Genomic DNA, 15279 nt, shown 5'->3' with positions numbered 1-15279 from the left:
TCGTGCGGTGGCACGATAATCCCGCCGTTCCACCCCATCGCCTAGTGACATTCCCTTCATGTTGCTGATGGGCGCATAACGGCACAATCACGATATCTGGAGACATCTGCCATGAATGCCGACACTTTCGAGGCGGACGATACGCCTGCCGCCGTTGGTGGTATCGCGGCCGACCGCCTGCGCAGCATTATCGAGCGCGTTGAACGCCTGGAGGAGGAGCGCAAGGCGCTGGCCGGCGACATCAAGGATATTTTTACCGAAGCGAAATCCGCCGGTTTTGATGTAAAGGTGATCCGTCAGATCATCCGCCTGCGCAAGCAGGAACCCGCGGAAGTGGAGGAACAGGAAACCCTGCTCGACATCTACCGCCGCGCGCTGGGCATGTAACGGGCCCGGCCAGCAATGGCCTGGCGGCGTGGGGTGGTGCCCGTGCCGCCGGATAACTTCAGTTCAGGGTACGCGATCCATGCTGTCGTCCCTTTTTCCGCAATGGATGCCGCCCTGGGCGCAGGCGGTGCTGCTGGTGGGTGGGGTCCTGCTCGCGCTGGTCTGGCTGCTGGTGCCTTTTGCGGTGTTTGGCGTCAAGGGGCGGCTGGACGGTCTGGCCATCCAGATTGATGACCTGCAGGCCGAATTGCGGGTCCTGGCGATGGGGCTGAATGCGCCCGCCGCGCCGCCTGCCGCATCGCCTGCCGGGCCGGAACCGCTGGCCGATGCCCCATCCCCCCGTCATGCGCAGCCGGCCGCCCCCCTGTGGGAGCCGGAACCACCACGGCCCGCGACCATGCCCGCCCGGCCCGATCATGCAGAGGGGGATAGCGACATTCCCGCCTATGCGCGCCGCGCACCCCATGCACCACGGCAGCCTGCCGCCACCGCCCCGCCAGCCATGCCCCTACGGCCGGAACCGGCAGAGCCCCCGCGCGTGCGGGATGTGGCGGAGGAATGGCCATCCCGCCCGGTGGCTCCTGCCGCTCCTGCCCATCCGCCCGAACCGTTGCGGGCTGAGCGGGATGCGGGGCCGGCCCTGTCCGAATGGAGCCGTGGGCCGGCACGTACTACGGCACGCGAGGCAGCGGCTGCGGCTCACCGCCCGGTCAGGGCATCCGTCTGGCCGCCCGAGCGCGGTTCACGTGCGGAGCCGACCCTGCGCTGGCCACCGCGCCCGGATGCCTAAGCAGGCTCAGTCGGATGCGGGGTCCGTGCGGGTCAGCAGCACGAGGTCATCGCGATGGATCAGTTCATCGGCACCGTGCCAGCCCAGCAGGGCCTCGATCCTGTCCGACTGGTGCCCCGCGATCCGGCGCGCATCCTCCGCCGTATAGGCCGCAAGCCCGCAGGCGACCCTGCGGCCATGCCGGTCCAGCACCGCGATCAGGTCGCCACGGTCAAAATCGCCCTCGACCCCGCTCACGCCCGCAGGCAGCAGGGATGAACCCTGCTCCAGCGCCCTGAGCGCGCCATCATCGATCACCATGTGGCCCGCCGGTGTCAGGCTGCCCGCGATCCAGTTCTTGCGTGCCGAACGGGCATCGGGGGCGGGAAGGAACCATGTGCAGCGCGCGCCATCGCGCAGGCGGCCAAGCGGGTGAAGATCCTGCCCGCGCGCGATGACCATGGCGCACCCCGCCTGGGTTGCAATGCGGGCCGCCATGAGCTTCGTGCGCATGCCGCCCGATGAGTAGCCCGGTGGCGGCGCGCCGCCCATGGCCTCGATGCTGTCGGTCAGGGCAGCGACCACGGGCAGGTGCCGGGCATCGGGGTTGTTGCGGGGGTCGGCGGTATACAGCCCGTCAATATCGGACAGCAGCACAAGCTGGTCCGCATTGATCATTTCGGCCACGCGGGCAGCCAGCCGGTCGTTATCGCCAAAACGGATCTCGATCGTGGCGATGGCATCGTTCTCGTTGATGACGGGCACACAGCCCAGTGCGAGCAGCGTGTTGAGCGAGGCACGGGCATTGAGGTAGCGGTGGCGGTTTTCGGTATCATCAGGGGTCAGCAGCAACTGGGCTGCCGTCAGCCCGTGGCCGGACAGCGCGTCGGTCCAGGCCTGCGCCAGCCGGATCTGGCCGACGGAGGCGGCTGCCTGCTTTTCCTCCAGCCGCAGCACGCGCCGCGTCAGCCCCAGCTGGTGGCGGGCAAGGGCTATGGCGCCCGAGGAGACCACGACCACTTCCGTTCCCTGCGCGCGCAGGTCCGCTATGTCCTGTGCCACGCTGTCCAGCCATGCCTGCCGGGGCATGGCCTGTTCGGGGTCGACAATCAGGGCGCTGCCGATTTTTACGACAACACGCCGCGCCGTGCGCAGATGGGGCAGGGGGGTGGTGTCCGTCATGTCGCGGGGGTCTCTCCCTTTGCTTCTTCCGTTCTTTCCGCGCGGTCGCGGGTCACGAAATCCTGCAACTGCCGCAGCACCCTGTCCACGTTCATATGGGCGACGGAGGACATGGTCATGATCTTCTGCCCGCTGGCCTGTTCCAGTGCCGTGCGGCGTTCGTCAACTTCCTCGGGCAGCAGGGCGTCGATCTTGTTCAGCACGATGATTTCGGGCTTGTCCGCCAGGCCACCGCCATATTCCGACAGTTCATGGCGGATGGTACGCCATGCGGTCACCACGTCTTCCACCTCCGCCGTGCCGTCAATCAGGTGCAGCAGCACCGCGCAGCGTTCGACATGGCCCAGAAAGCGGTCGCCCAGCCCGCTGCCTTCATGTGCGCCCTCGATCAGGCCGGGAATGTCGGCAATCACGAATTCTTCCGTAACCGACAGCCGCACCACGCCCAGCTGCGGGTGCAGCGTGGTGAAGGGATAGTCCGCGATCTTGGGTTTTGCCGCCGATACGGTGGACAGGAAGGTGGACTTGCCCGCATTGGGAAGGCCGACCAGCCCCACATCGGCAATCAGCTTCAGCCGCAGCCAGACCCAGCGTTCCTCGCCCGGCCAGCCCTTGTCCGCCCGGCGGGGGGCGCGGTTGGTGCTGGTCTTGAAATGTGCGTTGCCGCGCCCGCCATCACCGCCCCGGCACAGCAGCAGGCGCTTGCCCGCCACGTCCAGGTCACCCAGCATGGTCTCGCGGTCCTCGTCAAAGATCTGGGTACCGATGGGTACCTTGATCACGACCGTCTCGGCCGCAGCCCCGGTTCTGTCGGAGCCCGCGCCATTACCGCCCTTGCGGGCGCGGAAATGCTGGGTATAGCGGAAATCGATCAGGGTATTGAGGTTGTCGACCGCCTCGAACACGATATCCCCGCCCCGGCCGCCATTGCCCCCGTCCGGACCGCCAAATTCGATATATTTCTCACGCCGGAAGGCAACGACACCGTCACCGCCATCGCCGGATTTTACATAGATTTTGGCCTGGTCAAGAAACTTCATTGCCTGCGATCCGGTCGGGGTGCGTCACGCGCGCCCTTTGTGCATGCATGATGCCGGAAACCATGCCCGGCACCATACGAAAAAGGGGGACGGCCAGAATGACCGCCCCCCTCAATTCGGGTATTCCCGCAGTGATTAAGGCGTATGCCTTATTCCGCTGCCAGCGGCAGGGTCTGCACGGATACGTGCACACGGCCTTCCGCACGGCGTTCGAACTTCACATGTCCGTCCACCAGGGAAAACAGGGTGTGGTCGCGGCCCACGCCAACATTCACACCGGGCTTCATCTTCGTGCCGCGCTGGCGGACGATGATGTTGCCTGCGATGACGCTTTCGCCACCAAACTTCTTGACGCCAAGACGGCGCCCGGCGCTATCGCGTCCGTTACGGGACGAACCGCCTGCCTTTTTTTGTGCCATTGCCTGAACTCCTTAAAACTGAAATCTCTGATCGAACCGGCCCGGTCGCAACCGGGCGGGGGATCAGGCGGCGTTGATCGCGGAGATGCGCACCACGGTCACCGGCTGGCGGTGGCCATTCTTGCGGCGGCTGTTCTGCCGGCGGCGCTTCTTGAAGATGATGACCTTCGCCAGACGGTCCTGCGCGATCACGGTTGCCGTGACGGTCGCGCCCTTTACCGTGGGCGCGCCAATGGTCGTGCCGCCTTCGCCGCCAACGGCCAGAACCTGGTCGAAGGTGATCGTGGCGCCGGCTTCGCCTTCCAGCTTTTCAATCTTCAGGACGGCGTCCTTGGCAACGCGGTACTGCTTACCGCCGGTACGGATAACTGCAAACATGTCTCTATCTGTCTTTCCGATCTCTTGGCGTGTGCGGCACCGTGATGGTGCAGGCGACACGGCCCAGTCGCTTTTTTATATTGGCCGCAATTGCAGCGGCGCCCCGTCCGCGCGGGGTGAATGCGGGCTTTTACTGGGTGGGGGGGCGCAGGTCAATATTTTTTATGGGGCACGGGGCGGGGTAAAAAAGACCCCTTGCGCCCATTCCCGTGCGCCCCTATAAGCCGCTGCATCACCGCGTGCAGTTGGAGAGGTGCCGGAGCGGTCGAACGGGGCGGTCTCGAAAACCGTTGTGCGCGCAAGCGTACCGTGGGTTCGAATCCCACCCTCTCCGCCACTGCATCGCGTGTGTTTTCCCCTACATTCCAGTCCTGTCGCGGTCATGCACCAGCCGGCCCGCCACGTAGGTGGCGCGGATGCTGCGGTCATCGCCCAGCATCATGAGCGTGAACAGTATGTCGGCCGTGCTGTCGCACATCTGGGTGCGCAGCGCCTGCAGCGGTGTGGCCTGGGGGTCGAGTATGCACAGATCGGCATCCATGCCGGGGGCGATCGTACCAATCACGTCATCAAGGTGCAGGGCATGCGCGCCGCCTGCCGTAGCCAGCCAGAAGGCCTGCACCGGGTGCAGCGTATGGCCGCCCGTCTGCGCGATCTTGTAGGCTTCGTTCATGGATCGCAGCTGTGACAGGCTGGTACCCGCCCCCACATCCGTGCCCAGCCCTGTGCGGACCGGGCGTGCGGGGGAAAGCGCATCGAACAGCCTGAACGCGCCACTGCCCAGAAACAGGTTGGAGGTAGGACAGTGCGCCAGCGCGCAGCCGGTGGCGTGGCAGCGGTGCAGGTCATGCTCATCGATATGGATCGCATGTCCCATCACGCTGCGCGGGCGCACAAGGCCCGCGCGGTCATACACATCAAGGTAGGACCGGCTATCGGGGAACAGTTCAGCCACCCAGGCCACTTCCGTCCGGTTCTCGGCCAGGTGGGTCTGCATGAACAGCGTTTCGTCACGCGCCAGCAGGCTGCCTGCCGCTTCAAGCTGCGCGGGTGTGCTGGTGGGGGCGAAGCGCGGCGTTACGGCATAATGCTGCCGGTTTTTGCCGTGCCAGCGTTCGATCAGCGCCAGCGATTCGTCATGGCCCTGCTGCGCCGTATCCCGCAGGTAATCGGGCGCGTTGCGGTCCATCAGCACCTTGCCCGCCACCATGCGGGTGCCAAGGCGGGTGGATTCGGCAAAGAACGCATCAACCGACTGCGGGTGGACGGTGCAGTATACCGCAGCCGTAGTGGTCCCGCCACGTAGCAGTTCGGACAGGAAACGCCGGGCGATGGCGGTGGCATAGGCTTCATCGGCAAAGCGGCGTTCGGTGGGGAAGGTGTAGCGTTCCAGCCATTCCAGCAGTTGTTCGCCGTAAGCCGCGATCATGGGCAGCTGCGGGTAGTGGACATGGGTGTCCACAAAGCCTGCCGAGATCAGGCAGCCGTGGTAATCTGTTACCTCCAGCCCTGGCGGCAGGTGCGCCACCGTCTGGCCGTACGGGCCGACATGGGTGATGCGCCCCGCCTGTATGATGACAAGCCCGTCGGGTTCATCAACCAGCGCCGCATCGGGCGCCGTGAGGAATGGATTGCCGCGAAAGGTGATGACATGCCCGCGCAGGGCGGCATCGGCGGGGAGGGGGGAAGGGGTCATGTCTGGCTCCGGCCCCCCCGCCGCGCGTCAGGCCACGGTCATGACGCGTCGCTGGCGCGGTAGGGCTGGGAGGCATCAAGGAAGGCTGCATTGGCCCCCAGTTCATAGGAAATGACCAGCAGGTAGGCAATGGCGCGGGTCATCTCGATACGGGATGTGATATTGGCCTCCGCCGCTTCCAGCCGCCGCAGGCTGCGCGTGGCCCCGCGCGCCACCCGTGCCGTGCGTCCGAAGCGCCCGTAGCGGCCGCTGAACTGGGACATGCGGCTCAGGAACAGTTCAATGGCGCGATGGGCTGCCGGTGGCAACTGCCCGCGTTCCAGCACCACACGCAGGCGGATGATGTTCAGCCCGATGGTCATGGCTGAAAGCGTGCCCTGCAGATAGGCCTCGATGGTGGGCGTGGGCGTGGGGCCCGCATGGCGGATCAGGCGCGAGAAGCGGTCCGTATTACGCCCGATCCATGACTGGGTGCGCGGCATGGGCTGGGCGGAGGCCAGGTGACGCAGGTCATGCAGCGTGCGGTTGCGCATGCGCCAGCGTTCCTCGTCATTGTCGAACGGCAGCACCGCGCGGAAGATCAGCACCGCAAAGCCGATACTGCACAGAAGTGCGAAGGAGGCGTTGAAATACGCGATTTCGTTCAGCCGGGTCTGGTTGCCCGGCCCCACCAGATTGGGCAGGAACAGGCAGTAGGACGCGGCCGCCCCCGCCGTGGCGGGATTGCGCGCGGCAAGTCCGCCCGCAATCATGGGCAGGGCAAGGACGGCGGCCAGCATTTCAAACTCCGCAGGGCGCGGCATGAACAGCAGCACCAGGAAGCCGGAGACCAGCACCGCCCAGCATGCCCCGCGCAGGAAGTTCATGGTCCCCACCACCGGGTTCTCACGCGTGGCGAACAGCCCGCACGTGACCGCCACCATGGTGATGAAGCCGATGCCGTTGGCCCAGGCCGTGACCTCCCATATCAGGGCGGAGGTGCCGATAGCCACGGCGGCACGGATGCCGTTATAGGCCGCTTCCTTGAAGTCACGATGCGCCTCGATACGGAAATGGAAGTGGTCGCCCCGGATTTCGTGCTGGCTTGCATCGAATTCATGGATCGCCTGTTCCAGTTCGCCCAGCAGTTCATCCAGCGCGTTGTGCAGGATGCGGCAGTTCAGCAGGTCATCCACCTCCGCGGTCTCTGTCGTGGTGGCGGTGCTGATCTCCTGTGTCAGGGCATCGATTATGCGCTGGCGGCACACACCGCGCAGGTCCTGCAGGTCCTGCTGGATATGCGGGATTTCGGCATCATTTTCCAGCCGGGCGGGCACGCCCAGCAGGAAGGTACGCGTCAGGAGCGAGGTTTCGGTAAACTGTTCGTTACGCGTCTCCAGCGCCTTGATGCGCGCCATCATGCCCAGGCCGCGTGAGAGCAGGACCGACACGGCGGCCAGCGCTGCGCGTGCGTGGTCGCCTTCATGCCCGTGGGGGCCCATCTCGACTTCACTGAACTCGATCTGGTCGTTGATGCTCAGGATCGTGCCGAACAGGGCACGCGAACGGACGAAGGCCGCTTCATCGCCTGCCAGCAGGTTGGCCACCGCGTCGGTGGCGCTGCCCAGCGCCATCTGGATCTTCTGGCGCATGTTCCTGCGCGCGCTGGAGGCAAGGTTGTGCGCGAACAGCACCGCCACCAGCGTCTCGCACGTGATGCCCAGCACGATATAGCTCGTGCGGGACATGGTGATCATGAAGATGTTGTCAGGGTCGCGTGTAGCGGCCAGTGCAATGATGGCGCAGGTATAGCCCGACAGCACAAGCGCATAGGAACGGAAGTTGCGCACAAGTGTCGCGAGCATGCAGCACAGGCCGATCCATATGCTGATGGCGGGGAAGAACAGCCACGGCGCCTGCGGAAAGGAACAGACCAGAATGACCGCGCTGATGGCGCCCACCGCTGTGCCCACCAGTCGCCACCGGGCCTTGGACAGGCTTTCCCCACGTGAACCCTGGGCCACGATCCATACGGTCATGGCAGCCCACGGCGGGTCGTCCAGTTCCATCCACATGGCGATAGTCAGCGCCATCAGCGCCGCCACTGTTGTACGCACCGCAAAGGCCAGGGCTTCGGGTGTCGGGGCATAGAGCCATTTCAGCCCGCTCATCCGTGCGTAACCGGGCGCACGGATGGTGGGGAAATGCTTCCCGCTGAAAATGCGGGTCAGGAACGAGGGCAGAAGATTGAGGTCTGCAGGCACGATAAGCGGCTTCCGGCACAAGGGGCGCCTTATCCATAACGCATCTTGCCATCACGTAATGGTGCCTCGCGCGCATATCTGGCATCGGCTTTCCTCGTGGCGGGATTACGGGGTGGGGGCGAGATGCGTCGCGGCCAGGCGCAGGTCGGCCACGAAGCGGGCATATTCGCGCGTGCGGGTGTTTTCATCGGGCAGGCGTAGCAGATAGGATGGATGCACCGTCACCATTCCGGTGCTGCCATCCTCCATGGGAATGGGGCGGGAGCGTTCGTGACCGATTGTAACCCGGCGGCCCAGCAGGGCGGACGCCGCCGTTGCCCCCAGCATGACCAGTACCTGCGGACGGATGATGCGTCGCTCCGCCGCGAGCCATGGCGCGCAGGCTGCGATTTCCTCCGCTCCCGCCTTTTCATGGATGCGGCGGGTGCCACGGGGCTGGAATTTGAAATGCTTGACGGTGTTGGTCACATACGCATCCGCGCGGTCCAGCCCGGCTTCCTCCAGCGCGCGGTCGAACAGTTGCCCCGCCGGGCCGACGAAGGGGCGGCCCGCGCGGTCTTCCTGGTCACCGGGCTGTTCACCCACGAACATCATGCGCGCCGTGCTTTCGCCCTCGCCAAACACGGTCCGGGTTGCATGGCGGGCCATGGGGCAGATCAGGCAGGTCCGGGCCGCCAGAGCCACGGCGCGCAGGCTGGTGATGCGTCCGATATCCAGATCCGCCACCAGGGGCAGCACGGGCGGGGGAAGGCTATCGGGCGCCAGGACCTGCAGGGGGTCAGCCTGGCCGTAAAGCAGGCTTTCACCCGTCCAGTGCAGTTCACGCCCGGGCAGGGCAAGCTGCCATGGCATGAGCGAGAGCTGAAGGGTGATGAAGCGCGCATTGCTCTCGGGGGCAAAGGTCCGGGCGGGAAAGGACGCGTGCAGGGGCGCACCCGGCTGCATCAGGGTCAGCAGGTTCTGGCGCAGTCGTACGGTTTCCGCACGCACGAGTTCGGCTGCCGCCCTGATGTGCTCCAGATCCGTGGGGTCGGGTTCGGTGTTGGTGGCGCAGGCATGGATCAGGCCGTAGGCAAGGGTAAAACGGCCGGGCAGCATCGACTGGATGACGGCGGCGGCAAGGCGCATGCTTTCACGCGGGACGGAAAAGCCGGGCGCGCCCGGCGATGGATCCGGTGGGGATGTGGCCGGTGCGCCATCGGTGGCGACCTGCCACGAGATGGCCTGCGGGGGCACGCCCCGGCTCACAAGGGCGCGGGTCATGACGCGCCATGTTGCGAAGTCGATCGGGTGGGCAAGCGTTACGGTGGTCTGTGTCATGACGGTCGTGGTCCCGATGCTGGGGCGCGGGGTGGCCGGGGCGCGCCCGGATCAGGGCGGGGCGTCAGGCAAGGCCCAGTGCGCGTGCGCTGCGCCACATCATGTAGAATGCCACAAGAAAGATCAGGCAGGCAAAGACCAGGCGCAGGTAGTGCGGCTGACGACCCAGCCGGCGTGCCAGCATGGTGCCACCCATGCCGCCCGCCAGGCCACCCGCCACCAGCAGTCCCACCATGGGCAGGTCCACCATGCCTGCCATGGCATAGCTGACCGAAGTCGTCAGCCCGAAGGCGCACACGGCCACGAGCGATGTGCCGATGGCGTTGAGCATGGGCATGCCGGTTGCCGCCAGCAGGGCCGGAACGATCAGGAACCCGCCGCCAATGCCGAAAAAGCCCGAACAGAATCCGGTTATGGCGCCATAGGCCAGCACGGGCAGGGGGGATGTGCGTTCGGGCCCGCGTGACGTCTGTTTTGCGCTTCGGCAGCCCCGCAGCATGAGTGTCCCCACCGCCAGCATGATAAGGGAAAATAGGAATAAAAGCCTCTGGCCATTGACCATCCTGCCACAGCCAGCCCCGGCCAGTGCACCCAGCACGCCTGAACTGGCGAACAGGAAGGCGCATTTCCATTGCACGCCACCGGTACGGGCATGGCTGACAAGGTTGCACAGGGCGTTGATGGTTACAGCCATTGCACTGGTGCCAATGGCCCGGTGCGGGTCGGTAATGCCCACCACGTAAAGCAGCAGCGGTACGGCAAGGATCGAGCCACCACCCCCCACCAGTCCGAGTGTGAAGCCGATCACGCCGCCGCTTAGCAGTCCGAGCAGGCTGGAAAGCAGGTCAGGCATGGGGCAGGAGGCGGGCGCGGCATGGTGAGGATGGCGGGGCGGACAGGCGGGTGGTCATGGGGTGGCTCCCGTTATGGGGCATTGTGGAGGCTGTCTGTAATTATTTAATGATTTATTATATTATGTATATGTTTTGGCAAGCCTGTCCGGGCTGGCGACGTTGTGGCCGGGCGGGGCCAGTGGTGATGGGCATGCTATTATGGTACGCTGGTGGCGGTAATTGGTTAAGGGAAATGAGTGGATGCCCAATCTGCCCAGAACGCGTGAACTTGCGGAACATCTCGTACAGCGCCTGCGCCTGCTGGCCCAGCCGCAACGCCTGATGGTGCTGGCCTGCCTGCTGGACGGGGAGAAAAGCGTGGGGGAGATCGAGGCGCGGACCGGCATCGGCCAGCCAACCCTGAGCCAGCAGCTTGCGGAACTCAGGCGCGCCGAAATTGTTGTGACACGCAAGGAGGCCCGGCAGGTCATTTACAGTATTAAGGATAATACGGAGGAAACGCGGATCCGTCTGATCTGCGCCGTATGTGATCCGGATTTTGACATGGAGCGCCTGGGCAGCCTGCTGCGCGGCAGGCGGCCCGCAGGTCCGGTGGGGCAGGAAGGGGATGCAGCCTATTTTGCCCGGATTGGGCAGGATTCCTGAACGGGTAGCGGTGAAAGATGTGGCTAAATTAAGAAGATTTGTATCAAATTCATTCGAAACAAAACATTTTGACCCAATAGTATGATTGAATACTGCCGGTCAGGGGGAAGACGTTAAATAGTGTATCGCAATGATAGGAAAATTTTCCGCGATTAGTGTTGTAAATATTGATGCGTTCGTATATGAACCTGCTCGAATGGCTCGTGAATATATCGCGGCTGTTGGTTGTTATGGAGACACGGAACACATTATGTCTGATACCGAGCAGGATTTTTCATGTCTGGAGCTCACGACACAGATCGTGTCGGCGCATGTTTCAAACAATAGTGTTGCGGCTGACGTGCTGCCGGACCTGATTCGTCAGGTCTATCAGGCGCTTTCCTCTGCCGGCCGCCCGGTTGGGGAACCTGAGAAGCTCCAGCCTGCGGTACCGGTCAAGCGTTCGGTATTTCCCGACTACATCGTCTGTCTGGAAGACGGCAAGAAGCTCAAGATGCTCAAGCGCCACCTGCACAGTGCCTATGGCATGACGCCGGAACAGTACCGTGAGCGCTGGAACCTGCCCCCGGAATATCCCATGGTCGCCCCCAACTATGCCGAGCGTCGCTCCAGCCTTGCGCGCGAGATCGGGCTGGGCCGCAAGATCACGGCTGCCTCCGCCGGCATATCCGCCGGAACCGATGCCCCGGCCCGGCCCGGTCGCCGCCGCAGGACCTGACCGTCCTTTTCAGGTCTCCTGAAATCCTGCCTTCGGTGTGAATGGCATCCATGATAGTGCATGATCATGGATACTGACCCCGATACACGCCTGCGTGCCACGTCGCTCCATCGCCGCCTGCTGTTCTGGCGGGGTGGGGCCGTGGCCTTTTTTGTGCTTGCCTGCATCGTGGCGTTCGCGCACCCGTCCGGGGGTGGGTGGCCGGGCCATCCCGGGCCACATCTGGTGCATCTGAAGGTGCAGGGAATCGTTGCTTCCGACGAGCATGAAAATGTCGAGGCCCTGCGCAAGGCTGCCGATGATGATGCGGTCAGGGGGCTGGTGCTGGAAGTGAACAGCCCCGGTGGCGCCGTAACCGGCGGCGAGGAACTGCATGATGCAGTGGCTGCTTTTGCGCGGCGCAAGCCGGTCGTGGTGTCCATGGGCAGCGTCGCGGCATCGGCCGGTTACATGATATCGGTGCCTGCCAGCCGTATCTTTGCCAATCGCTCGACATTGACCGGATCCATCGGGGTCATTCTGGAATCTCCCGATGTCTCGACCCTGCTGGATCGGGTGGGGGTGCATGTTGACCAGCTTGTCTCCGGGCCGATGAAGGGGCAGCCATCCGTCGTCAGGCCGCTTTCACCCGAAGGGCGCGGGATGCTGCAGGATGTCATCGCGGACCTTTACGATTTCTTTGTAAATGTCGTGGCGCAGGACCGCCATATGCCCGTCGGGCGTGTGCGTGAACTGGCTGATGGACGTCCCTATACGGGTCAGCAGGCGCTGAAGCTGGGGCTGGTGGATGAAATCGGCTCCATGGAGGATGCGCGTCAGTGGCTGGCCAGAAGCACGCATCTGCCCGGTGATGCCAGGCCCGTTGATATTGGCCCCGCAGCCACGCGGGGCTGGTGGCGGCATCTGGTCGCGGGGGTCCTGTCCGGCATGCCGGGCGCGGAATTTCTGCTGAAGGAAGGGAGCGCGCTTGACGGAGCCGTTGCGATCTGGAAACTTTAATTTCTTGTTTAAACAGGGGGAACAGGATGACCAGGTCGGAATTGATCGCTGAACTTGCTGCTGCCCGTCCGCATCTTCCCATCCGGGAGGTGGAGCGTATTGTTCAGGTCATCTTTGCTGAAGTCAGCAATGCCCTGATGCGCGGCGACCGGGTGGAGCTTCGGGGCTTCGGGGCCTTTACCGTCAAGAAGCGTGACGCACGTACCGGGCGCAACCCACGCACGGGGGAGACCGTGTCGGTTGATGAGAAGGTCGTGCCCTTCTTCAAGGCGGGCAAGGAACTGCGTGAACGCGTCAACAGTGCGCACGCCACACAGGAATGACAGGCTGAAGCCCATTCCGTGTCGCACTGCTGCGGTGCAGGTTCATCCCCGAGGGCCGGGCGTAGCGCCGTGGCCGGACTGAAGTTGCCGTGACACGGCTCTGTCCCCGAGGCATCCAGACAGGCTGCCGGGGGAGTGTTCCGGTGATATTTCTGTTCAGAAAACTTCCGGGCGCCGCCCTTGGGTAAAAAGGTGGGGCCCGGAAAATCCTGTTTTCCGTGATGCGCTGTCCGCAAGCGCGCCTTTAGTGACGGGCGTTGATTTCCGCCAGCAGGAAATCGCGGAAAACGGCCACACGCTTGGACGTGCGCAGTTCCTCGGGGTAGACAAAATAGGCATCGACCGTAGGCAGCGGCACTTCGGGCAGAATCTTGACGAGGTTGGGATATTGCGATGCCGCGTAGAGCGGGATCGACCCGATTCCGATCCCCGCCGCGATCGCGCCCGCCATGGCGGCCAGGCTGTTGACTTCCAGCCAGGCCTGACGCCGCTCATCCGATGGCACGCCGGTTTCCGCCAGCCAGTTGATGTGCAGCACCGGAGGGTGGTAGCCGCCAAACAGGACCAGCTTGTGGGCATTGAGTTCCTCAAGCGTGCGGGGCGTGCCGTAATCGTTGAGGTAGGACTGCGAGGCATAGATCGGCAGGGGGAAATCGGCCAGATGGCGCTGGATCAGGTCCGGCTGGCGTGGTGGGTGCATGCGCACCGCCACATCCGCCTCCCGCATGCCTAGGTCCAGGTCGTTATCCTCCAGGATCAGGGTAATCGAAATGTCAGGATTGGTTTCCATGAACCGGTGCAGCCGTGGCGTCAGCCAGCAGGTGCCAAAGCCGGTTGTCGTGGTGACCCGTAGCCTGCCTGCCGCCTTTTCCTTGCTTTCCGTCAGCAGGGACTGCGTCATGGCCAGCTTGGAGAAGACTTCCCGAACCGTCTGGTTCAGTGTCTCCCCCTGTTCGGTCAGGATCAGCCCCCGGGCATGCCGGTGGAAGAGAGGAACCTGCAGTGCCTCTTCCAGCGCTGAAATCTGCCGGGATACCGCAGACTGGCTCAGGTTAAGCACGTCGCCGGCATGGGTGAAGGACCCTGCCTCGGCTACAGCATGAAATATCCGGAGTTTATCCCAGTCCACGCGTTGACTCCGCTTGTCTGTCTAAATAAGGGCGCGCCAATTGTTATGACACTATTCGATGTGGTGAAGGAAATAGCGATGCAGGTCAAGGACTCTTACTGATTCATTACGGCGCCGCAGCAAGGAACCGCTCGGCCTCCAGCGCCGCCATGCAGCCCGTACCCGCCGCGGTTACGGCCTGCCTGAACACCTTGTCCTGCACGTCTCCCGCGGCAAATACACCTGGCACCGAGGTGCGGGTGCTCCCCGGTGTCGTGATGATGTAACCGTCTGTATCGATCTCCACGACATCACGGAAAATTGTGGTGGTGGGGGCGTGTCCGATGGCAACGAACACCCCGTCTACGGCGATATCATGGATTGCGCCCGTCACGGTGTCGCGCAGTTCCAGCCCGGTCACGACGGGGGGCGTGCCACTGCCGGTTATGCGTTCGACCGCACTGTTCCAGATGACCGATATCTTGGGATTGGCATGCAGCCGGTCCTGCAGGATCTTTTCCGCGCGCAGGCTGTCACGGCGATGGACCAGGGTGACGTGGCTGGCATGGTGGGTCAGGTAGAGCGCTTCCTCCACCGCCGTGTTGCCGCCGCCAATCACGGCCACGCGTTTGCCGCGGTAAAAAAAGCCGTCGCACGTGGCACAGGCCGAAACCCCCGAACCCTGGAATTCCTTCTCGCCCGGCACGCCCAGCCATTTGGCCTGCGCCCCGGTGGCGATGACCACGCTGCGGGCTTCATACACCGTGCCGGAATCGCCCGTGGCGTAGAAGCGACCCGTGCCGTCCGTACGGCTGAAATCGCAGGACACGATGATGTCATCAATCAGGCGCGTGCCGACATTGCCCGCCTGCTCGGCCATCTGCATCATGAGGTCGGGACCCTGGATCCCCTTGCCAAAGCCGGGATAGTTCTCGACATCGGTAGTGATCATGAGCTGGCCGCCGGGCTGGAGGCCGGCAACGAGCACGGGGGAAAGATTCGCCCGTGCGGCATAGATGGCGGCGGTGTAGCCTGCGGGGCCGGCACCAATGACAAGCAGATCGGTAGAACAGGTCTGGGGCATGAGATCCTAAAAACCCTATCGTCGGAATTTCCTTTGGTATGGTCGTCCACTGGCGTCCGTGCAAGGGTTGGAGTAGGTAGGGGCGGGATTATTATGGCGCGGGATGCCCTGTGC

16 protein-coding genes and 1 tRNA gene are annotated in these 15279 nt (G+C 63.9%); 7 read left to right on the top strand and 10 right to left on the bottom strand.

The genetic code is table 11. From position 1 onward, the window contains the following. The first annotated feature begins 111 nt into the window (after positions 1–111). Together LDL32_RS05395 and LDL32_RS05390 are read left to right on the top strand one after the other, a co-directional pair. A complete protein-coding gene (locus LDL32_RS05395) occupies positions 112–387 on the top strand; it encodes a DUF2312 domain-containing protein (RefSeq protein WP_233065000.1) in 276 nt (91 codons plus the stop codon). A gap of 79 nt (positions 388–466) precedes the next feature. Continuing rightward, complete coding sequence (locus LDL32_RS05390) at positions 467–1177, top strand: hypothetical protein (protein WP_233064998.1); 711 nt, start codon at positions 467–469, stop codon at positions 1175–1177. Between the two features lie 6 nt (positions 1178–1183). On the opposite strand, the gene proB is transcribed toward LDL32_RS05390, so the two are convergent. From proB to rplU, 4 genes are all read right to left on the bottom strand, one after another. Beyond that, positions 1184–2338 (bottom strand): glutamate 5-kinase, encoded by a 1155-nt coding sequence (proB, locus tag LDL32_RS05385; protein WP_233064996.1) that lies wholly within the window; start codon positions 2336–2338, stop codon positions 1184–1186. Further along, the gene (obgE, locus tag LDL32_RS05380) at positions 2335–3378 is read right to left on the bottom strand and encodes a GTPase ObgE (RefSeq protein WP_233064994.1); all 1044 of its coding nucleotides are present in this window, start codon (positions 3376–3378) and stop codon (positions 2335–2337) included. The genes proB and obgE overlap by 4 nt, the downstream gene beginning before the upstream one ends. Positions 3379–3527: 149 nt before the next feature. Further along, the gene (gene rpmA, locus LDL32_RS05375) at positions 3528–3797 is read right to left on the bottom strand and encodes a 50S ribosomal protein L27 (protein WP_233064993.1); all 270 of its coding nucleotides are present in this window, start codon (positions 3795–3797) and stop codon (positions 3528–3530) included. A 63-nt stretch (positions 3798–3860) separates the two neighbouring features. Then, on the bottom strand, positions 3861–4175 hold the full coding sequence (gene rplU / locus LDL32_RS05370) for a 50S ribosomal protein L21 (RefSeq protein ID WP_007400197.1): 315 nt from the start codon (positions 4173–4175) through the stop codon (positions 3861–3863). Positions 4176–4422: 247 nt separating this feature from the next. Between rplU and LDL32_RS05365 the strand changes: the two genes are divergently transcribed. Further along, a tRNA-Ser gene (locus LDL32_RS05365) sits at positions 4423–4512 on the top strand. 21 nt (positions 4513–4533) lie between these two features. Here the strand turns inward: LDL32_RS05365 and guaD are convergent. From guaD to LDL32_RS05345, 4 genes are all read right to left on the bottom strand, one after another. Then, the gene (gene guaD / locus LDL32_RS05360; protein WP_233064992.1) at positions 4534–5871 is read right to left on the bottom strand and encodes a guanine deaminase; all 1338 of its coding nucleotides are present in this window, start codon (positions 5869–5871) and stop codon (positions 4534–4536) included. Positions 5872–5909: 38 nt separating this feature from the next. Beyond that, a complete protein-coding gene (locus tag LDL32_RS05355; RefSeq protein ID WP_233064991.1) occupies positions 5910–8114 on the bottom strand; it encodes an FUSC family protein in 2205 nt (734 codons plus the stop codon). A 105-nt stretch (positions 8115–8219) separates the two neighbouring features. Further along, positions 8220–9434 carry a UdgX family uracil-DNA binding protein gene (locus LDL32_RS05350; RefSeq protein ID WP_233064990.1) on the bottom strand — a complete coding sequence of 405 codons (1215 nt, stop codon included), beginning with the start codon at positions 9432–9434 and terminating at the stop codon, positions 8220–8222. A gap of 64 nt (positions 9435–9498) precedes the next feature. Then, positions 9499–10287 carry a sulfite exporter TauE/SafE family protein gene (locus LDL32_RS05345; protein ID WP_233064989.1) on the bottom strand — a complete coding sequence of 263 codons (789 nt, stop codon included), beginning with the start codon at positions 10285–10287 and terminating at the stop codon, positions 9499–9501. 241 nt (positions 10288–10528) lie between these two features. Between LDL32_RS05345 and LDL32_RS05340 the strand changes: the two genes are divergently transcribed. From LDL32_RS05340 to LDL32_RS05325, 4 genes are all read left to right on the top strand, one after another. After that, a complete protein-coding gene (locus LDL32_RS05340; RefSeq protein ID WP_233064988.1) occupies positions 10529–10933 on the top strand; it encodes a helix-turn-helix transcriptional regulator in 405 nt (134 codons plus the stop codon). 250 nt (positions 10934–11183) lie between these two features. After that, positions 11184–11651, top strand: a complete 468-nt coding sequence (locus LDL32_RS05335) for a MucR family transcriptional regulator (RefSeq protein WP_233064987.1) — start codon at positions 11184–11186, stop codon at positions 11649–11651. 66 nt (positions 11652–11717) lie between these two features. Continuing rightward, positions 11718–12650, top strand: coding sequence for a signal peptide peptidase SppA (sppA, locus tag LDL32_RS05330; RefSeq protein WP_233064985.1), 933 nt, complete (start codon positions 11718–11720; stop codon positions 12648–12650). 26 nt (positions 12651–12676) lie between these two features. Next, the gene (locus LDL32_RS05325) at positions 12677–12973 is read left to right on the top strand and encodes an integration host factor subunit beta (protein WP_233064984.1); all 297 of its coding nucleotides are present in this window, start codon (positions 12677–12679) and stop codon (positions 12971–12973) included. Between the two features lie 244 nt (positions 12974–13217). On the opposite strand, the gene LDL32_RS05320 is transcribed toward LDL32_RS05325, so the two are convergent. Together LDL32_RS05320 and trxB are read right to left on the bottom strand one after the other, a co-directional pair. Next, on the bottom strand, positions 13218–14102 hold the full coding sequence (locus tag LDL32_RS05320; protein WP_233064983.1) for a LysR family transcriptional regulator: 885 nt from the start codon (positions 14100–14102) through the stop codon (positions 13218–13220). A 106-nt stretch (positions 14103–14208) separates the two neighbouring features. Then, positions 14209–15165 carry a thioredoxin-disulfide reductase gene (gene trxB, locus LDL32_RS05315; RefSeq protein WP_233064982.1) on the bottom strand — a complete coding sequence of 319 codons (957 nt, stop codon included), beginning with the start codon at positions 15163–15165 and terminating at the stop codon, positions 14209–14211. Positions 15166–15279 lie beyond the last annotated feature (114 nt).

Source organism: Komagataeibacter sp. FNDCF1 (genome assembly GCF_021295335.1).
Classification (GTDB): Bacteria; Pseudomonadota; Alphaproteobacteria; order Acetobacterales; family Acetobacteraceae; genus Komagataeibacter.
Note: the sequence above shows the minus strand (reverse complement) of the source record. Positions and strands in the feature narration are given on the sequence as shown.